This is a genomic window from Archangium minus (genome assembly GCF_044360475.1).
In the GTDB taxonomy this organism is placed as follows: domain Bacteria; phylum Myxococcota; class Myxococcia; order Myxococcales; family Myxococcaceae; genus Archangium; species Archangium minus.
Window position 1 is genome coordinate 7,736,408 of sequence record NZ_CP043494.1, and the last position, 20,511, is coordinate 7,756,918.

General features: G+C 66.5%; 17 protein-coding genes, 1 tRNA gene and 2 pseudogenes. 11 read left to right on the plus strand and 9 right to left on the minus strand.

From position 1 onward, the window contains the following. Positions 1-106 precede the first annotated feature (106 nt). Positions 107-1,648, plus strand: coding sequence for an FG-GAP-like repeat-containing protein (locus F0U60_RS31375; protein WP_395805292.1), 1,542 nt, complete (start codon positions 107-109; stop codon positions 1,646-1,648). After that, positions 1,645-3,201 (plus strand): hypothetical protein, encoded by a 1,557-nt coding sequence (locus tag F0U60_RS31380; protein ID WP_395805294.1) that lies wholly within the window; start codon positions 1,645-1,647, stop codon positions 3,199-3,201. Before F0U60_RS31375 ends, F0U60_RS31380 begins: the two co-directional genes overlap by 4 nt. Before the next feature lie 567 nt (positions 3,202-3,768). On the opposite strand, the gene F0U60_RS31385 is transcribed toward F0U60_RS31380, so the two are convergent. Then, positions 3,769-4,689 (minus strand): carboxymuconolactone decarboxylase family protein, encoded by a 921-nt coding sequence (locus F0U60_RS31385; RefSeq protein WP_395805296.1) that lies wholly within the window; start codon positions 4,687-4,689, stop codon positions 3,769-3,771. Positions 4,690-4,931: 242 nt separating this feature from the next. Continuing rightward, positions 4,932-5,837 (minus strand): LysR family transcriptional regulator, encoded by a 906-nt coding sequence (locus F0U60_RS31390; protein ID WP_395805298.1) that lies wholly within the window; start codon positions 5,835-5,837, stop codon positions 4,932-4,934. 212 nt (positions 5,838-6,049) lie between these two features. Between F0U60_RS31390 and F0U60_RS31395 the strand changes: the two genes are divergently transcribed. From F0U60_RS31395 to F0U60_RS31425, 7 genes are all read left to right on the plus strand, one after another. After that, a complete protein-coding gene (locus tag F0U60_RS31395) occupies positions 6,050-6,577 on the plus strand; it encodes an aldo/keto reductase (protein ID WP_395805300.1) in 528 nt (175 codons plus the stop codon). Between the two features lie 176 nt (positions 6,578-6,753). Continuing rightward, positions 6,754-7,158: a DUF2255 family protein gene (locus F0U60_RS31400; RefSeq protein ID WP_395805302.1), complete on the plus strand. Its 405-nt coding sequence runs from the start codon at positions 6,754-6,756 to the stop codon at positions 7,156-7,158. Further along, complete coding sequence (locus F0U60_RS31405; protein WP_395805304.1) at positions 7,155-7,481, plus strand: carboxymuconolactone decarboxylase family protein; 327 nt, start codon at positions 7,155-7,157, stop codon at positions 7,479-7,481. The genes F0U60_RS31400 and F0U60_RS31405 overlap by 4 nt, the downstream gene beginning before the upstream one ends. 5 nt (positions 7,482-7,486) lie before the next feature. After that, on the plus strand, positions 7,487-8,482 hold the full coding sequence (locus tag F0U60_RS31410; protein ID WP_395825535.1) for an aldo/keto reductase: 996 nt from the start codon (positions 7,487-7,489) through the stop codon (positions 8,480-8,482). 17 nt (positions 8,483-8,499) lie between these two features. Then, entirely contained in the window at positions 8,500-9,207 is a 708-nt protein-coding gene (locus F0U60_RS31415; RefSeq protein ID WP_395805306.1) for a putative quinol monooxygenase, read from the plus strand. Between the two features lie 68 nt (positions 9,208-9,275). Continuing rightward, positions 9,276-9,482 carry a hypothetical protein gene (locus F0U60_RS31420; RefSeq protein ID WP_395805308.1) on the plus strand — a complete coding sequence of 69 codons (207 nt, stop codon included), beginning with the start codon at positions 9,276-9,278 and terminating at the stop codon, positions 9,480-9,482. A 73-nt stretch (positions 9,483-9,555) separates the two neighbouring features. Next, entirely contained in the window at positions 9,556-9,978 is a 423-nt protein-coding gene (locus F0U60_RS31425; RefSeq protein ID WP_395805310.1) for a transposase, read from the plus strand. Positions 9,979-9,995: 17 nt separating this feature from the next. Here F0U60_RS31425 and F0U60_RS31430 read toward each other — a convergent pair whose 3' ends face one another. Then, entirely contained in the window at positions 9,996-11,798 is a 1,803-nt protein-coding gene (locus F0U60_RS31430; protein ID WP_395805312.1) for a tetratricopeptide repeat protein, read from the minus strand. A gap of 286 nt (positions 11,799-12,084) precedes the next feature. On the opposite strand from F0U60_RS31430, the pseudogene tnpC reads away from it, so the two are divergent. Further along, a pseudogene (tnpC, locus tag F0U60_RS31435) lies at positions 12,085-13,362 on the plus strand (IS66 family transposase). Here tnpC and F0U60_RS31440 read toward each other — a convergent pair. The 5 genes and pseudogenes from F0U60_RS31440 to F0U60_RS31460 all read right to left on the minus strand — a co-directional run bounded on the left by F0U60_RS31440 (position 13,341) and on the right by F0U60_RS31460 (position 18,101). Next, positions 13,341-14,384, minus strand: coding sequence for a hypothetical protein (locus F0U60_RS31440; RefSeq protein WP_395805314.1), 1,044 nt, complete (start codon positions 14,382-14,384; stop codon positions 13,341-13,343). The pseudogene tnpC and the gene F0U60_RS31440 overlap by 22 nt on opposite strands. Positions 14,385-14,449: 65 nt before the next feature. Further along, positions 14,450-14,655 (minus strand): annotated as a pseudogene (locus F0U60_RS31445) (DUF4150 domain-containing protein); the annotation flags it as partial. A 371-nt stretch (positions 14,656-15,026) separates the two neighbouring features. Beyond that, the gene (istB, locus tag F0U60_RS31450; protein WP_395805316.1) at positions 15,027-15,785 is read right to left on the minus strand and encodes an IS21-like element helper ATPase IstB; all 759 of its coding nucleotides are present in this window, start codon (positions 15,783-15,785) and stop codon (positions 15,027-15,029) included. Positions 15,786-15,902: 117 nt separating this feature from the next. Further along, on the minus strand, positions 15,903-17,417 hold the full coding sequence (istA, locus tag F0U60_RS31455) for an IS21 family transposase (RefSeq protein ID WP_395805318.1): 1,515 nt from the start codon (positions 17,415-17,417) through the stop codon (positions 15,903-15,905). Positions 17,418-18,025: 608 nt separating this feature from the next. Further along, a tRNA-Thr gene (locus tag F0U60_RS31460) sits at positions 18,026-18,101 on the minus strand. A gap of 318 nt (positions 18,102-18,419) precedes the next feature. Between F0U60_RS31460 and F0U60_RS31465 the strand changes: the two genes are divergently transcribed. Continuing rightward, positions 18,420-19,970: a Glu/Leu/Phe/Val dehydrogenase gene (locus tag F0U60_RS31465; protein WP_395805320.1), complete on the plus strand. Its 1,551-nt coding sequence runs from the start codon at positions 18,420-18,422 to the stop codon at positions 19,968-19,970. 104 nt (positions 19,971-20,074) lie between these two features. Here the strand turns inward: F0U60_RS31465 and F0U60_RS31470 are convergent, their stop codons facing one another. Beyond that, the gene (locus F0U60_RS31470; protein WP_395805322.1) at positions 20,075-20,494 is read right to left on the minus strand and encodes a PilZ domain-containing protein; all 420 of its coding nucleotides are present in this window, start codon (positions 20,492-20,494) and stop codon (positions 20,075-20,077) included. Positions 20,495-20,511 lie beyond the last annotated feature (17 nt).

The window sequence follows — 20,511 nt, forward strand, 5'->3', positions numbered from 1 at the left end:
TCGCGGGCCGGGGTGCACAGACCCGGACGCGGACGTAGACTGGGGGCGCCACGTCCCCCACCCGAACGGGCCTGGACATGGCATCCGGTCCTCCTGAGGTCACAGCATGTACGCGCTGGTCACTCTCTCCGCGCTGCTCCACTCCGCCACGGCGGCGGCTCCCCGGCCCGTGGAGCTGGCCCCGTACTCTCCCGGCTGGCACCTTCGAGCCTACCCGTCATGGGAGAGCTGGGGGGCCTCGCCTGGAGCCGGCTTTGGCTCGGACGCTGCGGCGGGCGACGTGAATGGAGATGGGCTGGCGGATGCGCTCATCACCGCGCCCGGCACGCGGGAGCTCTACCTCTATCCGGGCACTCGCGAGGGACTGTCAGCGCGGCCCCAGGTGCTGCGAGCGCCCTCGGGTGACGAGCCCTTCTTCGCCCACCGCGTGTGGTTCGCCGGGGACGTCAACGGCGACCGCCGGGGGGACGTCTGGGTCGGCTCGGGGGGCGGTGCACGGCAGCGCGGACGGCTGATGCTCTTCCTCGGCTCCGACAAGGGACTGGGACAGAAGCCCGCTCATACGCTGGAGGTCGCGGCTGGACAGGGACGGCTGCCGGTGTCCGTGTCCCCGGGAGACGCGAATGGGGATGGCTTCTCGGACGTGCTGGTGGCCCGCTGCGGCCTGCGCGGGCTGGAACTGCGCGTGGGAAGCAAGGGAGGGCTCGCGGCCCAGCCGGTGTGGAAAGCCTCGTTCCCCAAGGAGGCTTCCAGCCCCGCCATGGCTTCGAGCTTCGACTGCACGGTAGAGCTCGCGGGAGACCTCACCGGAGACGGCCGGCCCGACGCCGTGCTGCGCACCTTCGGATGCGAGGACACGTCCGGCACGCGCTGCGGCGCCGCGCTCCACCTGTATGCCTCGTCGGCGCAGGGCGTCTTCGCGCGTGAGCCAGTAGCGGTGGACCTTGCTGTGCTTCACGAGGAGGACCGCAAGGCTGGCGGGAACAACTGGACTACGGGCACGACGATGCACGGACGAGCGGACGTGGACGGCGACGGACGGGCAGACCTCGTCCTCGCCGCACCTGGATACGAGATGGACGGGCACCACGCAGGGCGCCTGTATGTGCTGTATGGGCCGCTCAAGGACGGGCGCGCGCGCGCCAGCTCCGCGCTCACCCTCTTCGACAAGACGGAGCTGGGAGATGTCCGCGTGGCCGTGGGTGACGTGAACCGCGATGGGATGGCGGACGTCGTCGTGGGTGCCGTCACGGCGCAGAACGTCGACTGGGGACGCGACCGTGCCGCACTGTTGATGGGAGGCAAGGAGGGCTTCTCGGCACGGAGCGACTGGCAGGTCCAAGCGGAGCCGGGCCGCTATGCGTCCTTCGGACGGACGCTAGCCCTCGCCGACTTCACGGGTGATGGGAGCCCGGACCTGCTCATCGCCGCGCCCAGCCAGAGCTTCCGGCTGGAGTATGACCGCGTCCCGAACGGGCCACCCGAGTCGCTTGTCCTCAGCTTCGGCCGGGCCCTGCTGTACCTGGGCGGCCCGGCACCGGAGAAACCGCGCGTGACACCGCCCGTCACTGCGCTCCCCCGGCCTATGTGCCCCGACCTCTCTGCAGAGCTCTGCGGTGTCAAACCGCCACAGGCCCCCGCGCCATGAGCCTCCTGCCTGCTCTGACCCTCCATACACTCATCACGATGGCCGCTCCCGACGGAGGAGTGCCCAACCCGCCTGGGACGCTGGCCTGGGGCGGCCTCTCCGTGCAGTGGACGGAGAGCAAGGACGTTGAGGGCGACGGGAGGGCCAAAGAGGAGGCACGCCTGCGCATCCTCGACCGCGCGGGCCAGCCCCTCCGCGTGGTGGAGGACGCGATGTTCGAGCGGGTGGAACTTCGCGAGCTGACCGGCACCCCGCCCGTGGAGCTGCTGGTGGTGGCGCGCAGCGATGGCGGCCCTCGCCCCCTTCGGAGCGCCTATGTCTTCAGCCAGCGGAGCGGCCGGGTGGAGAACCTCCTCGTCTTTCCGGCCGCGGAGCTGCGACTCGAGGATGCGGCCGGGCTGGACGTGCGGGCCACGCTCCCCTTCGCGGTGCACGACCCGGACCAGTCTCTCACGGAGGGCCGCTGGCTCTCCTGCCGCTTTCCTCTCACCTGGGATGGGGCACGCTTCCGGGACACACGGAAGCAACCCATCGACGACGCGCAGGCCGGAGCGGCCGTCGCGTGCGAACTGCCGGAGCAGGTGTCCGTCGAACGCACGCCACGCTGGCCGCCCTACTGCACAACCTCCCTGCGCCGGCTGACCGGCGTGTTCGGCCTCCCCTGCGAGCCCTCCGCTCCCCTCTGGGAGAAGGATCCGGTGCTGCGAGCGCTGGCATCCGTGGCGCGGCGCCTGCGTGAGCCCGCGTGGGTGCAGCCCGAGGTGCTCTCTGGAAATGCCCCTGTGCCCTGGGGAGGTCTCACGGTGCACCAGTCCCTTGGGGACGAGCAGGCGGACGGTGTGCGAGTCGTGGATGCCTCTGGGAAGACCGTCTGGTCCGGACCGCGCGGTGGAAAGCCGGACCAGGTCTCGATGGTGGAGCTGACCGGAGACAGCACGCCCGAGTTGCTCCTCACCCGGGCAGGCGAAGGGTCCGGCGGCTTCGGATGGGCGATGGTCCTCGGGCTCACATCCAGCACTCCCCCGCAGGTGCAGGAGTTGCTGGTGGTGCCTTGGTCCAACGGGCGGCTACGGGGAGTCCTGCGGAGCCAGAACCGCCCAGAGCTCATCTTCGAGTCCACGCTGGTGCCACGCGAGCAGTGGCGCATGCTCGCGCTGCGCTGGAATGGCTCGACCTTCGCGGACATCACCCGTGGGCATCCGCAGACGCTGGACGAGGCGGCTCGCGCCCTGCGCACGCTCCTTGCGCCCACGGAGGAGCCACGGCAGCTGCTCGGAGGAGACGCCGTGAATGACTTCTACGTCCATGCGCTGTTAGCCGGAGCGGGCGAGCGCCCTGCGCGAGCACTGGCGCAGGCCCTCGCGAATCAACGCGACACCCTCTTCCCGGGCTCGGAACGACTACCGGCCAGCGTCGCCAGCGAGTTCACGAAGTTGCGGCGGCTCCTGGCCGGCCCGGCGTGCTTCTTCACTGGGCGGGCCGCCACGCGCATCAGCGGAGGATTCTGGAGCACCGGAGCCCCACCCGAAGCCCCCGCCCAGTGCCTTCGCTGACGAAGGCCCGGCCTCCCCCTTAGCGGATTGCTCGCGGAGGAGGAGCAGCACAAATGCAGAGACGCCGACCCCGGCCCATGAGTGGCTTCCAGTGCCGGAGGCGGCTGCCGCTGCCGGGGTTCCGGTGCGCTCCTTGTATCGCTGGATCGAGAAGAAGCGCGTGCCGACGCGCCAGGAACGCGGCACGACCGTTGTAGACGTGGCCGCTGTCCGTGCCTACGCGGCACGCCGCGCCGCTCTCAAGGACTCCGAGGCTCGTGCCGGGATTGCCGACACCATGCCGACACTCCGCCCGATTCGAGGGAGTGGCACTAACACTGGCACGGCTCGTGGCCGCGAGAGGGCCGGACGTTCTTCACCCAGCGCGAGGTGCGCGACGCCAACGCACGCTGCGGCATCGTGATGCAGTCCTGGTCCCCGCTCGGCGGCATCAACGTGTACCTGCACGCCGACCGGACGAGGAACCCGCTTGAGCACCCCGTGCTCTTCGGCCTGGCCGAGAACTCGGCCATCCCGAAGTCCGTGCGGCCCGAGCGCATCGCGGCAGACTCACACCGGTCACGCGCCTCATTTTGGACGCTTCTCAAACACGTCCTTGGCCACGGGAAGTGCGGAAAAGACGTTCGGCCAACCTGCATAGAAGGCCAAGTGAGTGAGCATCTCGGACGCTTGCGCTCGCGTCAGGCCGTTATCAATCGCCCTGTTCAGGTGATAGGGGATCTGCGCGACCTGGCCTGAGGCAATCAGGGCGCTCACCGTCACCAGGCTTCGGTCCCGGGGCGCCAGGGCCGGACGCAACCAGAGATCACGGAAGAGCACGTCAGTGGTGTACTGCACGACTCCCGGAGCGACCGCCCCGAAATTCGCCTCAACCTGAGATGCGCGTCGCGCCTCGGCGGCCTCGTCGAGGGGAAGAAGCTCACCAGAGGCTGGCGGGACCTGATCAGGTCCGATGCCGCGTTGAGCAAAGACGTCCTTCGCCGCCCCGACGGCCGCAAAGGCATTCGCCCAGCCCGAATAGAACGCGAGATGCGTGATGATCTCCGAGAGTTCGCTCGGCTTGACGCCGTTATCGAGGGCTTGGTTGAAATAGTAGGGAAGCGCCGGTGCCTGGTTGCGCGCGATCAGGGCAGCGATCGTGACGATGCTGCGGTCGCGCAGCGTGAGGCCGGGACGCTTCCATACCTCGCCGTAAAGACGCTCCTGGGTGTACTGCTCGAGGGCAGGCGCAACCCGTCGGACGTCGTCAGGTGACAGCCTCCGGCCCTCGATGTTGGGCTGCTTCGCCTGAGGGGCTACTGTCGGGAGAGTTCCCGATTGTGCGGTCGTCTTCGTCTTGTATTGCTCCTCAACAACCTTGCTCTTCGCGTCTTGAACTGACGCTGCCGGCGACGTCCTGGGATCTGGAGCAACGCCTACTCCGTTCGCATGCGCACAGCCTAAAAGGAGCTGCGGGAGCAACATGATGGTTGCGGTGAGTCGTTTCATCGACGTCCCTCTATTGAGTGAACAGTGACAGCAGATCTTCATTGCGCCGCGAGTCCTCCGTCGACACTGAGGGCACCGGCCTGGCGCACGTCTCTTGGGCTCCCGTGCTCTCTTCGCGGGTCCGGGGCCGTTGCTCCCCGTTCACGAATAGAAGTACGCCCCAGGTGCTCGGATGACTACGTGTCGGGGGCAAATAGGCTTTGAAGCGGTGATTGACAGTGTGCGATTGCGCCGTAGGCACTTCACACCGTCTTGGCGGCTAACTCCCTGGCAGCCTCGACGAAGAGGCGCAGAGGCGTGGAGCGTTGGGCACGGCTGGGGAAGTAGAGAAAGAAACCGGGGACGGTGGGCGCGTAGGGCTCGAGCACCCTCACGAGCTGCCCGGTGCGCAGCCGCTCCGCCACCACCGGCTCGAAGGCGTACGCCAGCCCCAGGCCTTCCTGCGCCAGAGCGACCGGCAGATGGAGGTCGTTGGTGACCACACCGCCGCGCACCGGCACGCGCCACGTCCTGCGGCCCCGCTCCAGTTCCCACGCGTAGAGCGCGCCGTTCGTCTCCGAGCGGAAGGTGATGCACTCGTGGCGCAGGAGGTCCTCAGGGCGCTGGGGCGTGCCGTGGCGTGCGAGGTAGCTGGGAGCTCCAACCACCACGAAGCGGAACGGGTCGGTGAGCCGCACCTGCACCATGTCGCGCTCGATGGCCTCGCTCAGCCGCACGCCCGCGTCGAAGCCCTCGGCCACGATGTCCACGAAGCGATCCTCGATGACGACATCCACCTCCACCCGCGGGTGGCGCTCGCGGAAGGTGGGGAGGACCGGGGTGATGAGGAAGGGCACCGCCATCCGCGGCACCGACAACCTCAGCCGGCCCACCGCCTCCCCCGGCTGTGCGGACACCTCGCTGAGGGCGGCGAGCGCCTGGCCCAGTCCCGGGCCCGCCCCCTCGACCAGGCGCCGCCCGGCATCCGTCAGCGACACGCTGCGCGTCGTGCGGGCGAGCAGCACCACGCTCAGTTGCTCCTCAAGATGGCGCACGGACTGACTCACCGCGGTCGTGGAGACGCCGAGCTCGCGCGCCGCGCCGCTGAAGCTGCGCAGGCGGGCCACGACGAGGAACACCTGGAGCTGGGGAAGTAGAGCCGTCTTCATCGCGAGTGTCCCTCCATCGAGCAGACCAGGGCTCATTATCAAGCAGAGCTTCAAAGCCCGTTTGCTCCCGGACGCCTAGTCGTCGGCGAGCCCGGCACGTACTCATCTTCGCAAGCCCGGCGTAACGCTCCCCGCTCTTGCGGAAAGAGCCTGTCGAGGGGGCTGCGACCTGAAGTTCTGCGGCGAGCGCGAGGAGAAACAGGAGAGAACTCATGACCTATGAAAGTGACGAGCACGCTCTCGACGGCCTGGAGCGCCGTCAGTTCATGAAGGCAGGGCTGACCCTCGCGGCCGGCGCGGCGCTGACGAGCATTTTCGGCTGCGCTCAATCGGGGCTGTCGAAGCGATTGCCCGCTCCCGGGATGACGGCGAAAGGCCGCGTCCACGCACGAGGCAATCGCCGCAGGCTCGGTTCGCTGGAGGTGTCCTCCGTCGGCCTGGGGTGCTTGCCGCTGGTCGGCTACTACGGTGAAAGGCTGGATCGAACTGCGTCGGTTGCGCTGATCCGCCGGTCCTTCGACCGCAGCTGCACGTTCTTCGACACAGCCGAGGTGTACGGCCCATACTTCAGCGAAGAGTGCGTCGGGGAGGCGCTGGCGCCGGTTCGTGACCAGGTCGTGATCGCCACCAAGTTCGGCTTTGCCGTGGAGGAAAACCAGCCGACCCGCCTGAACAGCCTGCTCGAGGCGCCAGGATCGAGCCGTTCGGCGAGGGCCAGATCGATCACTGAGGAGACCTGATGCGTCGTTCCGCCCTCCCGCCCAGGAAGGGAGGCGCCGTTCGGACAGCCGCTCGCGGGCCTCAGCGCCGTCAACGAAGGCCACGGCCTATTCTCAACCAGGGCTTCAAAGCCCATTTGCTTCCTGGCGCCTAGTTCTCGCCTTGCTGTCAATCCACTTTCGAGGAGGACCCAAGCATGAGCACCTGGTCGAATGACGAGCTCCGCAGGATCGCCGAGGCAGATGACCTCCACATCTCACCGTTCCGCGAGGACGGGAAGACGTACGGCACCCCGACGTGGATCTGGTCCGTCGCGGTCGGTGACGCGCTCTACGTGCGCGCCTACAACGGGCGGAACTCGCGCTGGTACCAGGCGGCGCTGCGGCAGAAGGCGGGTCGGATCACCGCCGCCCGGATGACGAAGGAGGTCTCCTTCGAGCCGGTGGAGGGCCCGATCAACGCTCGTGTCGACGAGGCGTACCGGGCGAAATACCGGAGCAGCCCCTATCTTGCCCCGATGATTGGGGCACGCGCGCGCGCCGCGACCGTGAAGGTCGTGCCGCGCGAGACGCGAACCTTTACTGAGGAGAAACAGCCATGAGCAACAACAAGCCACAGAGCGCGGTGCGCAAGTCCCTCGGCGGGTTCGCGCCGAAGCTCGTCGACCTCACCGAGGACGTCCTGTTCGGCGACGTCTGGGAACGACCGCAGCTCTCGAAGCGCGACCGTAGCTTGATCACCTGCGCGGCGCTCATCGCGACGGGCAAGACGGAGCAGATGGACTTCCACTTCCCGAACGCGCTCAAGAACGGCGTCACCGAGGAGGAACTCGTCGAGATGATCACGCACCTCGCATTCTACGTCGGTTGGCCGAACGCGATGTCCGCGGTGAACCGCGCAAAGGCGCTCTTTGAGAAGGAGTGAGCATGATCCCCAAACGCACGCTCGGGCGACAAGGACTCGAGGTCTCCGCCATCGGCCTCGGCTGCATGGGCATGAGCTGGAGCTACGGCCCACCGAAGGACACCCAGGAGATGATCGCGCTCATCCGCGCGGCGGTCGATCGCGGCGTCACGTTCTTCGACACGGCGGAAGTATACGGACCGCTGACGAACGAGGAACTCCTCGGCGAAGCCCTCGCGCCGTTCCGCGGGCGCGTCGTCATCGCGACGAAATTCGGGTTCGCGCCGGCGCACGAAGGTGAAGGGAGATGGAGCCTCGTCAATAGCCGCCCAGAGCACATCAAGCAGGCCGCCGAAAGATCGTTGAAGCGGCTGAAGGTCGACGCGATCGACCTCTATTACCAACACCGCGTCGACCCAGCGGTACCGATCGAAGACGTTGCGGGCGCCGTGAAGGACCTCATTCGCGATGGGAAAGTCAAACACTTCGGCCTCTCCGAAGCGGGGGCGCAGACGATCCGTCGTGCGCACGCGGTGCAGCCCGTCACCGCGCTCCAGAGCGAGTATTCGTTGTGGTGGCGCGAGCCCGAGACGAGCGTGTTGCCGACGCTCGAGGAGCTTGGCATCGGCTTCGTGCCGTTCAGCCCGCTCGGCAAAGGCTTTCTGACCGGCAAGATCGACCCGACCACGACGTTCGATTCGAGCGATTTCCGGAGCACCATCCCGCGGTTCCAGCCCGAGAACCTTCAGGCGAACCAAGCATTCGTGGAGCTGCTCGCGCGGATCGCCAAGGAGAAGAACGCCACCCCCGGTCAGATCGCGCTCGCGTGGGTGCTCGCGCAGAAGCCGTGGATCGTACCGATCCCAGGGACGACGAAGCAGGCGCGCATGCTCGAGAACGCGGGCGCCGCCGACATCGTGCTCACGGCAAGCGACCTCCGCGAGATCGAGGACGGCGCCTCGCGTATCAAGCCGAGCGGAGACCGCTACCCGCCGCAACAGCAACGCCTGATCGATCGCTGAAGGGGTGAAGAATACGCATGAACCTCAGACGGTTTTTGATGGTGTGCGCGTCGGCGCTGGCGTTGTGCTTTGGGCCGCCCGCCCTGGCCCAGAAAGCGCAGGTCCCGTTCGTGCGACTGGAGGACCTGGACATCGACCCCGCGCAGTTGGAAGGCTTCAAGGCGGCGGCTCGCGAACATGCGGTGGCGACGCTTCGGATGGAGCGGGGCGTGCTGGCCCTCCATGCCGCGGCAGAGAAAGGCAACCCGGCCCGCATCCGTGTGTTCGAGATGTACGCGGACGAAAGCGCGTATCAAGCGCATCTGCGGACGCCGCATTTCCAAAGGTTTCGCTCTGGCACGGCCAAGATGGTGTTGGCCCGCGGAATGTACGACGCGGTGCCTATCCTGCTCGGCGCAAAGCCGCGGTTACCTGCCAAAGCGCTTGTGCGTATCGCCGAACTGGAGATCGATCCGGCCCAGCTCGAAGCCTACAAGGTCGCCGTGACGGAGGAGATCGAAACCTCGATCCGCATCGAAGCCGGCGTGCTGGCCATCTACTCGGTGGCCTTGAAAGAGAACCCGACCCATCTGCGGTTTTTCGAGATTTACGCGGACGAGAAGGCATACCGTCAGCACCTCGAGTCGCCGCACTTCAAGAAGTACGTGGACGTCACCAAGTCCATGATCACGGCGCGCAGGCTTTTCGAGACGGAGCCGCTCTCTCTCAGCGCGAAGCCCCGGTGAAGCCGCTTTCACCTAAAATGAGCACCACCGAGAAGGCCCCACCGAGGCACTGCGCCCAGGGTTTGCCAATGTCTGTGAGCCCTTCGCCGTCGCCCGTGACGACCCCTCGCGTCCGTGCGGCGCGGACGGCGAGGTCCGGGGTGGTCTTCATCGCCTCTCTCGTCTTCGCGCTCGCGCTGTCGGCGCTCCCAGCCCATGCGCAGCAACATGCCCCCACTGAGGCAAAGACCATGAAGATTCGACTGACGATTGGAGAGAAGGTCCTGACGGCGTAACTGCTCGCCGGGCCCCGTCGTGACGAGAGGGGCCGCGACGTGAGACCTCCGGGTCACAAACCTGGAGGTGCACGTGGAGAAGGAGTTGGAGCAGTTTCGGCAGAAGGTGGAGAGGCTGAGGGCCGGGCGCAAAGCTCCGCTGGTGGCTGCAATCCGCCAGTGGGCGCTGGCCCAGCGCTCGCTGCCAGGCAGTGCTCTGCGCAAGGCGCTCGAGTACCTGCTGGAGCTGTGGAGCGGACTGACCGTCTTCCTCTCCAACCCCTGGGTGCCGCTGGACAACAACCTGGTGGAGCGGCAGCTGCGCGACATGGTGGTGGGCCGCAAGAATCACTACGGCTCCAAGTCGCTGCGCGGCACCGAGGTAGCGGCTCTCTTCTACTCGCTCATTGAGACGGCCCGCCTGCACGGTGAGGACCCGGGGCGCTACCTGCTGCGCGCCGCACTGGCCGCCATCGACAATCCCGGCACCGTCACGCTCCCGTCCAGCTCCGACTGACGTCTCCGCGCCCAACCTCAATACCCGGCGGGCTCATCCCCGCCTCGTCCAGACGGGGCGCGGCGAACTGTTACCTTCAGGCAGCCCTCGAGCCCCTGTGAACCCAGCTGGCTTCGCAGGAGCCTGCTCGCGCTCCTGGCCTCTTGCGCCGTGCGCATCGCATCGTGCGTCCTGGCCCTGGAGAAGACCTCCCACGCCAGAGTGAGGCCCTGGAGGGCTTCGCAGTGCATGGAGGTACTTTGCTTGCGCTGACCAAGAACCCAGAGCGCATTCCCCAGGTTGTTCTGCGTCATGGCCCAGTCCAGGGGTACGCGCTCCCGCGTCCTCTCCTTCAGGGCGGCCCGATAGGCCGCCACCGCCTCCTCCAGTCTCGCCGCGCTCCCCTCCATACTGCCCAGCACCGACAGCGCGGTCCCCAGGTTGTTCTGCGTCATGGCCCAGCCCAGGGGCACGCGCTCCCGCGTCTTCTCCTCCAGGGCAGCCCGGAAGGCCGCTACTGCCTCCTCCAGCCTTGCCACGCCCCCCTCCCTCTCGCCCAGGGTTTTCAGCGCGATCCCCAGGTCGTTCTGCGTCATGGCCCATTGCAGGGGGGTGAGTTCCCGCGAGACCTCCTCCAGGGCGGCCTGGTATGCCGCCACCGCCTCCTCCAGTCTCGCCGCGCTCCCCTCCCTCTCGCTCAGCCTCACCAGCGCATTCCCCAGGTTGCTCTGCGTCCCGGCCCAGTCCAGGGGCGCGCGCTTCCGCGTCATCTCCTCCAGGGCGGCCCGGTATGCCGCCACCGCCTCCTCCAGCCTCGCCGTGCCCCCCTCTCTCTCGCTCAGCCTCACCAGCGCATTCCCCAGGCTGTTCTGCGTCCCGGCCCAGTCCAGGGGCACGCGCTCCCGCGGCATCTCATCCAGGGCGGCCCGGTACGCCGCCACCGCCTCGACGAGCTCCCGGCTCTCTCTAGACTGCACTCCCAAGACCACGAGTGAATTGGCGAGAATGACTCTCATGCTGGCACGCGTCTCCACGTTCCAACCCCTTCCCTCGCTTCCCTCCAGGAGGTGACGGACCTTCTCCACGAAGGGCTCGAGCCTGTCGGCGACGTAGTGCCCTTCTGCATCCAGCAACTCAGCACTCTGGGTGAGCACCAGCAGGCCAAGGACATTCACCAGGTCATCCCAGAACAGGGCGGGGAGGTTCAAGTTCTCGGGTGGATAGCGATTGCGGTGTGCGAGGTCGCGGGAGGCTGTCCAGTCGCGGGAGGCTGTCCAGTAGAGCTTGGGCGTACTCTGGATCCCCAACCGGATGACTGTGCCCCAGAGCAGGACGTCCGCTCCCGTCTTCTCGAGGTACTTCTGTGCCTGGGCGTGTCCGGCCTTGTCCCGCTCGTCGGACACGACGTGTCCGGGCATCACCTTCCTGTCCACCCGGATGACCTCGATGCCCTCGTACTCATCGAGTTCCTCCCAGAGGAAGTTTTCATATTTGCGATCCTCGTCATTCTCCAGGCGGGCCACGGCCACGGTGAACTTCCCGGCAGGGGCCCGAGGCAGTGATTCCTGGGAAAGCCACTCCACGACCAGGGAGACGAGGGGCAGGGTCCTGACCTTGTCCCAGTTCCACCAGACGAAGACCGTCAGACTCAGGAGGGTCAGCACCACTAGGCCCCGGATGCCGAAGCGCTGATAGAGCCAGTGATGGAACAGCTTCTCGAGGGTGGGGGGCTCCTTCTCGGAACCGGGGGGCGCCCCCCCGGGGTCCTTCGCCCCCGTCACGGGGGGAGGCGCGCCAGACTGCGTGCTCTCCCCGGGCCGAGCCTCTCCCTCCTTGGACATGGCGACTCCCCCTGATCCCCAAGGCCCTCCTGCTTCCGGCCACACCGGCCCGGAACCGATCCATTTTTCCCGGGCGGCCCCATCGGGAACGCGTGTGCGGCTCTCTCCCTATTCAATCGAGCCCCGGGAGAACGGATTCCCCCTCCGCGAGAGCACAACCCCCCTCGGAGCCACTGGAGGATCCGTAACCGTTCACCGCGCAGGCTCGGTTGAGGAGGAGGCAGAGGGGAGGTGACCGGAGAAGTGGTGCTGGACAAGGGGACGGCATACGTGGTGTAGCAGAAGCATGGCCGAGGTTGACCCCCGAGACGCGCGCATCGCGCAGTTGGAAGCGATGGTGGCGGAGCGAGACGCGCGCATCGCCGAGTTGCTGGCGAAGGTGGAAGCACTCACGGCGCGAGTGGCGGAGTTGGAGGCGCGGCTCAAGCAGAACTCGAGCAACTCCTCGAAGCCGCCCTCCTCGGATGTCCCCGGCACCCCGCGCCAGCGCAAGAAGCCCACGGGCCGGCGTCCCGGTGGACAGCCCGGCCACAAGAAGCACGAGCGCGCGCTGCTGCCGCCCGAGCAGGTGCAGCACGTGGTGGAGTTGGTGCCCGGGGAGTGCAGGGGTTGCAAGCGACGGTTGTATGGGCAGGACAGCGCGCCCCGGCGTCACCAGGTGGTGGAGGTAGCGCCCCTATCGGCCATTGTCACCGAGTACCGCTGTCATGCATTGCAGTGCCCTGACTGCGGAGTGGTGATGCGAGGGGAGGTGCCCGCGCACGCGCGCAGCGCCTTCGGCGACCGGCTCGCAGCGCTCGCCTCGTTGTTGGTGGGTAAGTACCGCCTGTCCAAGCGGCTGGTGAAGGACGCTTTGTCCGACGTGCTGGGGGTGGAGTTGTCGGTGGGCAGCGTCAGCAACCTGGAGGGCGAGATGGCGGAGGCGCTCGCGCCAGCGACGGCCGAAGCCCTCGACTACGTGCGGGCCTCACAGGCGGCCAACGCCGACGAGACGGGTTGCGCGCAAGGACGAGAGGGCGGCCGGGCCGCTCGCGCCTGGCTGTGGGTGGTGGCCACGGCGCTGGTGGTGGTGTTCCACATCGCCACGAGCCGCGGCGGCAAGGTGGCCCGCCAGCTACTGGGCGCGGACTTCGCGGGCTTCCTCACCACCGACAGGTGGAGCGCCTACGAGTGGGTGGACGCGGGGCTGAGGCAGCTGTGCTGGAGTGGGCCAACTGCTGCGCAAGGCAGCACGGCGGGCGGAGAAGAAGACGGCCGGCATGGCCCGGGAAATCCTCCAGTGGGAGAAGTGCCTGTGGACGTTTGTCGATGTGCCTGGCCTGGAGCCCACCAACAACTTCGGCGAGCGATGCATTCGCCACGCCGTCATGTATAGGAAGACGTCCTTCGGCACGCAGAGCCAGGAGGGCAGCCGCTTCGTGGAGCGAATCTTCACCGCCACCACCACCCTCAAGCTGCAGGGCCGTGACGTGCTCGCATTCCTGACCGAGACCCTCGCCGCGGCCTGCGCGGGCCTTCGCTCCTGCCCACCGCGCCAGCACCTCAGCTCGCTCTCGCTGCCTGAGCTGGTGAACGGTTACCCAGAATCTTGCCGTCCATTCGGCAAAACGCATGGCTTCCAAAGGACGTTCGCTTGGGGTTGAAGCGCATGACGACCTTGTCGCCACCGTTGCTTCGGTAGAACGGGTTGTTGCAGGCACCGACGCCGATCAGGTTCGTCGTGTGGATGAACCCATAGGGCTCCATGAACAGCCACTCAGTGCTCACCCCCAGGGCTGCGGCAAATACCTGCACGGCGGACGCTTGGTCGTAGCAGCAGCACTCTGGGTCTTCTCCTTTCATGTAAGCATTGAGCCTGAACTGCCGCGCACGCATTCTCCCATAGCGAGGACGGCCCTCCAGGGTGTCGTACTCCAGCCCGTGACCCATGTGGCAGTAGCGGGTGATCTTCTCAATGATCTCCTCACGAGTACTCAGGCCCACCACGCCCATCCGATTGCAGAGGAAGCGGAGTGCCTCGGCCCAGACCACATCCGCGAAGGGGATGATGGGGACGGCGGGGAGGAAGAAGACCTCCACGTCGGACTCGCCCAGGACGATGCAGGCCCCAGGATCCGCGAAGGACCCCCCCCATTCGATGCTGCCACGGTACCAAGCAATCCTGTAGGGCAGCGTCTTGATCTGAGCCTTAACGACGTGCTCCCCCACCCCCAGCGGGACCTTCGCGGCAATCTCCACGTCGCCCAGGCGACCGAGCAGATCTCCTTCGCCGCTGACGTTCTCCGCCTCGATGACCTTGACCTTGACCTCGACGTCCTTCGTGGCGCCAGCGGCCCCATGGATAAGCATGGCGGCCGGCTTTTTGGAGTACGCTGCCTCCTGCGGAAGGCCCATCTCCTTGGCGTCAGTCCAGACGTCATTCACGTCCTCGCCCTTCTTCCAGTGGGGCGGGGCAATCGCCGCTTGGCTGCGGCTGACCTTGATGGTCCCCTTGAAGGTCACCTCCAGGATTTCAGCCCGGAGCTTCCACTCCTTCAGCTCGGCGGAGGCTGCCACCGGAACATTGACGGCTTCGCCGATTTCCATAGCCACTCCCCTTGCGTTTCCCGGACGCAGCCCGGAACCCTCGCCGTCATCGCGACGGACGGAGCTCAGCCCATGATGTTCTTCTTGTTGTGGAAGAGCGGGTCGCCCAGGCGGCATACGTTCTTGCCTTCGAACTTCACGTCGAAGGAATACATCATGAACTCCGCCGGCCCTTGGTGGAGCCGCTCACGACGCCTCCGCCGGCCGTGCCCGCCTCGTCGCCCGCCGTCTGCTTGTACTGAGCGCCCTTCACCATGGGCATCTTGCCGTTTCAACCGCGAGCGCATCCGCCGGAGCTGGTTCTCGGACGAGGAGTCCGGTTCCGAGAAGCGGAACCAGGGGCGCACCCAGGACTCGACGAGAGTGCTCGAGACGGCCGAGTCACTCAAGGCGTATCAGGGCCAGATGGCGCTGAGCGAGTTGGATAAGAAGCATGCGGAGTTGCTGGACAAGCTCACCGCGATGAACGCCAAAACGGTGAACGACTTCAGGGTGCTCATCAACAAGGCGCAGTCGGAGGTATTGCGTATTCCGGTCATCGCGATCACTCGTTCCGGGCGAAGCCGATCAGCGATTCCGGCTCAAGCCGATCACCTGTTCCGGGCGAAGCCGCTCATGGGAGCGGAGCGACGCTGGTGCCCCTCACTTCTCCGGCTTCGGCTCGGTCGTCAACTTTCCATGCTGCTTGCGGATGGACTCGCCCAGCAGCTTGATGCGGTGGGCGTTGTGGACCACCCGGTCAAGGATGGCGTCGGCGACGGTCGCATCACCGATGAGCGCGTGCCACTGCTTGGGGTCGAGCTGGGAGGTGATGACGGTGGAAGCAGTTCCACACCGGTCCTCCAAGACTTCGAGCAGGTCCCTTCGCTCGTTGGCCGTCAGTGGCTCCAAGCCGAAGTCGTCGAGGATGAAGACGTGCGCCTTGGACAAGCGCTGCAGCACCGTGCGCCAGGTGCCATCGGCCCGCGCCTGGGCCAGCTCGTCGTAGAGCCGGGAGGCCCTGCGGTACACCACGGTGTAGCCTTCGCGGCACGCCTTGTTGCCCAGCGCGCACGCCAGGTAGCTCTTGCCCATTCCCGTCGGCCCGGTGAGCAGGACGTTCTGGTGGGCGGCCACCCAGCGGCACGAGGCCAGTTCCACCACCTGGGCTCTCGTCAGCCCTCGGGCGTGGGCGTAGTCGATGTCCTCCACGCATGCCGGCTGCCGCAGCTTCGCGTTCTTCAACCGCAGGGAGAGCTTGCGGCTCTCTCGCTGCATCCACTCGGCGTCCACCAGTAGCCCGAGTAGCTCGGACGCACTGACGTCCTGAGTGGGAGGTACGTCCAGCCACCCCTCCAGGTAGCTGGCCATCCCCAGCAGCTTCATCGCCTTGAGCTTCTCCAGTGTTTGTTTCATCAGCATGGCGTTCCTCTGCGTGAGCGAGCTCGGCAATAGCGCGCGGCGGCGCGCACCGCGCGACGCCGCGCCCCCCGGGGCAGAGAGCTCGAGGACTGCCCGCGGGGGAGGACGACTCTCACTTCAGTGGTAGTAGTCAGGGCCGCGGATGTTCTCGTGGACGGGCAGCGCGGGGCGCTCCTCGGCCACCGGCTCCACGGCCTCCAGCTTGTTGCGCAGGATGGCGGCGACGCTGCCGTAGGAGCAGGCCCGGTGCCGAAGCGCCCGCGCGCACGCGCGCTCCAACCGCTCCGGGCCGTACGTCTCCTTCAGGCGGATGATGCCCAGGCAGGCGCGGAAACCCTGCTCGGGATGCTTGCGCCGACGCATCAGCTCCTCGGCCAGCGCCGCGGTGGAAGGGCCCACCTTGGCCGCCCACTCGAGTATTCGCGAGGGCGTCCACTGAGCATGGGCGCGGTGCGAGCTGGGCATGTGCTCGGGCAGTGTCGTCGGCCGTGGCCCGCTGGCGCGTGGGTGGCTGGCGACGCGACGCCCCGCGAGGAAGACCTCGACGCACGTCGTGGTGGCGCGTACTTCCACCTGCTTGCCCACCAACTGGTACGGCACGCTGTAGAGGTGCTCGTCCAGCTCGATGTGGTAGTCGATATTGACGCGCGCCTTCTTCCACCATGCCAGCTCGTAGCGCTCCGCGGGCAGGGGCTTGAGCGCGGGCCGGTCCAACTCCTCGAAGAGCTGCCGCCGCGACTTGCCCAGCTTGCGCATGGGGCGCTCGTTGAGCTTCTCCAGCAACGGACGTACCGCCTCGCGCACCTGCTGCAACGTGCTGAAGCGCTGGTGGCGCAGCACAGCCAGAATCCACCTCTCGGCCAGCAGCACCGCGGCCTCCACCTTCGCCTTGTCTCGGGGCTTGCGCACGCGCGCGGGAACGACGGCGAAACCGTAGTGCCGGGCCAGCTCCGCGTAGGTGGGGTTGAGCTCCGGCTCGTACCGGTCAGGCCGCTGCACGGCCGCCTTGAGATTGTCGGGCACCACCACCTGAGGCACGCCGCCAAAGTACTCCAGCGCTCGGCTGTGGCAGCCCACCCACGTGGCCAGGTCCTCTCCCAGCACCGGCTCCACGTAGGTGTAGCTGCTGGCGCCCAGCACGAAGAGGAAGAGCTTCACCTTCTTCCTCTCCCCCGTCTCGGGCACCACCAGCTCGAGCCCATCCCCGCTGAAGTCCACGAAGCCCTTCTCTCCGGCCCGGTGCGTCTGCCGCATCGTCACCGACAGCTGCGCGCACCAGCGCGCGTAGTGCTCGCAGAACTGGCTGTACTGGTAGCCGTCAGGGTGCTGCTCCCGGTACTCCTGCCACAGCAGCTGCTTGGTGACGTGCTTGCGCCGAAGCTCCTCGTGGATTCGCGCGAAGTCGGGCTCCGGGCGATTGAGCTTCGGCTTGTGCTCGTCGGGGAAGAGCAGCTGCGTCAGCGCTGCGTCATCGTCCAGCTCGGCCGGCAGTGGCCAGCTCAGCCGCGCCAGCTTTATCCGGCCCAGGTAATCGCTCACCGTGCTCGGTGACAGTCCGCAGCTGCGCGCTATCGCCCTGCCGGTCAGTCCCATTTCCAGGTGCAGTCTCAGAATCTCTCGTAGCTTCCTCATGGACATCCTCGGTGCGGCCACGTCCTCCTCCTCGTCGAGGGGAGGCAGCCTGCTTCCATGTGACGTCCAGCGTCGTCTCCACTCCCATGACTCCGGGGATGACCCCTTGGACTGCATCCGTCATCCCTACGTCCGTGTCACCGATCGGCTTGGCCCGGAATCCGTGATCGGCTTGCTCCGGAATCGGTGATCGGCTTGGCCCGGAATCCGTGATCGGCTTGGCCCGGAATCGGTGATCGCAATGGTCCGGTGCACGCATGCAACGTGAAGGAAGAGGATGATGAGGGCCCAAGCGCCTAACCAGGGGCACTGCCGAGCGCCTGCCAGGCGTGAACCAACAAGACGGGTGGACACGCCGCACCTCCGATAGGCGGGGACTGGTTGAACCCCAGGATCACAGAGGGCTCTGACAGGCACTCCATCCATCAGGCTGAAGGAGGTGTGGACGACGTGGAGGAGGGGCTGCAGTGCCAGACATGAGCCGAGCGGGAGGGCTACCAGTCGACCCATCACCGTTCCGGCGGACGGAATTCTCGTGGGGAACGGGAGGAGCGCAGGAGCCCGAAAAGACAACGGGCCGCCAGGCTTTCACCTGGCGGCCCGTCCTTTGGAGCCGACACCCAGATTTGAACTGGGGACCTACTGATTACGAATCAGTTGCTCTACCGACTGAGCTATGTCGGCACAACGACAGCGCTTTTTGGCGTCACCGAAGTGAGCGGCGAAGTAACACGCTGTTCCAACCAGGGCAAGCACTTCTTTCATCCCCCTCTTCACCCTGCTGTCACCCCCCTTTCACAGATTCACAGCTTTCGGCACAGCCCAGGCGAGCAATCGGGCGATGACCGACCGTGAATGACACGCCGCGTTGGCTAACTACCTGAAAAAACTAAAAGTTTGGATGCCAACATGCCTGCCCGACGGTTGACCACGTAGGGGAGCCTATGAGCATAAGGGCCCCGCCTAAACCCGATCGCCTCAACCCCAAGGAGCGATTTTCACATGGCAAGCGAAGAGAACTTCATGCGCGCCCCGGCCCCGACGCCCAAGCGCACCATCTACACGGAGGCGATGGAGATCTTCCATCGCGCCGCCGACCTCATCGGTCTGGACAAGCGCGTTCGGCTCGAGCTCGAGGAGCCCGACTACGAGCACATCTTCTATGTCACCGCGAAGCTGAAGGACCGCCTCGTCCCACTTGCTCCCGAGCAAGCGCGCGACTTCGCGGACCTTCAGATCACCCAGGTCCGCAATCCCGAGGGCATGGAGCGTCTGGCCGACGGGAAGATCATCCTCAATGGCCGCGCCCTCCTGGGCTCGGACGTCTCCATCCGCCGCGGCCACCTGCGCCTGCCGGACGGCAACGTGTACCAGCTCGTCCCCGGTGAGTCGCAGCGCTTCAAGGCCTACCGCGTCCAGCACAATCAGGCCCGCGGCCCCTACAAGGGCGGCATCCGCTATCACCGCGAGGTCTCCCTGGATCTCTTCAAGGCGCTCGCCGCCGAGATGACCTGGAAGACCGCCATCTCCGAGGTTCCCTTTGGCGGTGGCAAGGGTGGCATCCAGATCGATCCCCGCTCGTACGGCAAGGAGGAGATGGAGAACATCACCCTGCGCTTCATGTACAAGCTCAAGAGCCTGATCGGCCCCAACATCGACATCCCCGCTCCCGACGTGGGGACGAACGGGGACATCATGGCCCTCATGTACCGTCAGTACTCGGACGGCGAGCGCGAGAAGCACAACATGCGCGGCATCGTCACCGGTAAGGACGTGCGCATCGGTGGCTCCGAGGGCCGTGCGGCCGCCACCGGCCAGGGCGTGGCCTTCTGCATCGAGGACTACTACGCCGAGAAGGGTGAGACCCTGAAGGGCAAGACCTTCATCCTCCAGGGCTTCGGCAACGTGGGTAGCCACGGCGCCGCCATCCTCCAGCGGATGGGCGCCCGCCTGCTCGCGGTCAACGACGCCGACGGCTCCATCTACAACGGCGACGGCATCGACGTGCCCGCGCTGCTGGCCTACGTCAATGATCCGAAGAACCTGCGCCGCAGCGTGCTCGGGTTCCCCGGCGCCCAGCGCATTGAGAAGAAGGACTTCTGGGAGGTCCAGGCCGACATGTGCATCCCGGCGGCCCTCGGCGGAGAAATTACCGCCGACATCGCCGAGCGCCTCAAAGTCAAGCTCATCGCCGAGGGCGCCAACGGCCCCACCACTCCCGAGGCCGATCGCGTCCTGCAGAAGCGCGGCATCGACATGATCCCCGACATCATCGCCAACGCCGGCGGCGTGACGGTGAGCTACTACGAGTGGATCCAGAACAAGCGCATGGAGCGCTGGAGCGAGGCCGAGGTCAACCAGCGCCTCGAGCACGCGATGAAGCGCAACTACCGCATCATCCGTGACATCTCGCGCAACCAGGCCCGTCGCTCGGACACGCACGACAGCCGTCCGTACTGCATCGGCAAGGAAGTGGATCCCCGCTGCGCCGCGATGATCCTCGCGCTCAAGCGCATCGAGGCCCACTACCTCCTCGAGGGCTTCTCTCAGTAAGCCCCCGCGGCCTGCCCGTCAGGCCCGGAAACACGAAGGGCACGGTCGCTTCTGCGCGGCCGTGCCCTTTCTTTCGTCCACCTACCTCCCCCGGGTGGTGTGCTTCAGTGCATGACGCGCTCACGCGCCACCAGCAGCAGCGGCTGATCCTCCTGCACCTCGTAGGCAACGATGCGCAGGCCCACGCCGCGGCTGTTGCCCTCGCGCCCGTCCTTGCGTCCGTACGAGAGCGCCACCTGGTAGCGCACCTCGCACAGGCACGTCATCTCCGTGCCGTCCTCTCCGGCGAACGTCACCTTCACCCGCTCACCCAGCGACAGGTGCTCCCGCGTCTCCACGAACATGCCCTGGGCGCTGATGTTGCGTCCGATGCCCCGGCTCAACCCCCCCTCCGTGGAGAGGTAGATGGTGAAGACCTTGTCGAAACGCAGATGGGAGCGACGCTCTCGGACCTGAGCCTGTGGTGCCAACGAATGCCTCCGGGGTGGGTGGAAGGTGACGAAGAAACTACATGGTGCGGCCATGTAGTCAAAATCTCCAC

Excerpts from the sequence above, each read along its gene's own strand:
- F0U60_RS31465 (WP_395805320.1), top strand. The coding sequence starts at position 18,420 with ATGGCAAGCGAAGAGAACTTCATGCGCGCCCCGGCCCCGACGCCCAAG.
- istB (WP_395805316.1), bottom strand. The coding sequence starts at position 15,785 with ATGCTGATGAAACAAACACTGGAGAAGCTCAAGGCGATGAAGCTGCTG.
- F0U60_RS31395 (WP_395805300.1), top strand. The coding sequence starts at position 6,050 with ATGACCTATGAAAGTGACGAGCACGCTCTCGACGGCCTGGAGCGCCGT.
- F0U60_RS31390 (WP_395805298.1), bottom strand. The coding sequence starts at position 5,837 with ATGAAGACGGCTCTACTTCCCCAGCTCCAGGTGTTCCTCGTCGTGGCC.
- F0U60_RS31420 (WP_395805308.1), top strand. The coding sequence starts at position 9,276 with ATGTCTGTGAGCCCTTCGCCGTCGCCCGTGACGACCCCTCGCGTCCGT.
- F0U60_RS31385 (WP_395805296.1), bottom strand. The coding sequence starts at position 4,689 with ATGAAACGACTCACCGCAACCATCATGTTGCTCCCGCAGCTCCTTTTA.
- istA (WP_395805318.1), bottom strand. The coding sequence starts at position 17,417 with ATGAGGAAGCTACGAGAGATTCTGAGACTGCACCTGGAAATGGGACTG.
- F0U60_RS31380 (WP_395805294.1), top strand. The coding sequence starts at position 1,645 with ATGAGCCTCCTGCCTGCTCTGACCCTCCATACACTCATCACGATGGCC.
- F0U60_RS31415 (WP_395805306.1), top strand. The coding sequence starts at position 8,500 with ATGAACCTCAGACGGTTTTTGATGGTGTGCGCGTCGGCGCTGGCGTTG.
- F0U60_RS31405 (WP_395805304.1), top strand. The coding sequence starts at position 7,155 with ATGAGCAACAACAAGCCACAGAGCGCGGTGCGCAAGTCCCTCGGCGGG.
- F0U60_RS31430 (WP_395805312.1), bottom strand. The coding sequence starts at position 11,798 with ATGTCCAAGGAGGGAGAGGCTCGGCCCGGGGAGAGCACGCAGTCTGGC.
- F0U60_RS31440 (WP_395805314.1), bottom strand. The coding sequence starts at position 14,384 with ATGGAAATCGGCGAAGCCGTCAATGTTCCGGTGGCAGCCTCCGCCGAG.
- F0U60_RS31470 (WP_395805322.1), bottom strand. The coding sequence starts at position 20,494 with ATGGCCGCACCATGTAGTTTCTTCGTCACCTTCCACCCACCCCGGAGG.
- F0U60_RS31375 (WP_395805292.1), top strand. The coding sequence starts at position 107 with ATGTACGCGCTGGTCACTCTCTCCGCGCTGCTCCACTCCGCCACGGCG.
- F0U60_RS31400 (WP_395805302.1), top strand. The coding sequence starts at position 6,754 with ATGAGCACCTGGTCGAATGACGAGCTCCGCAGGATCGCCGAGGCAGAT.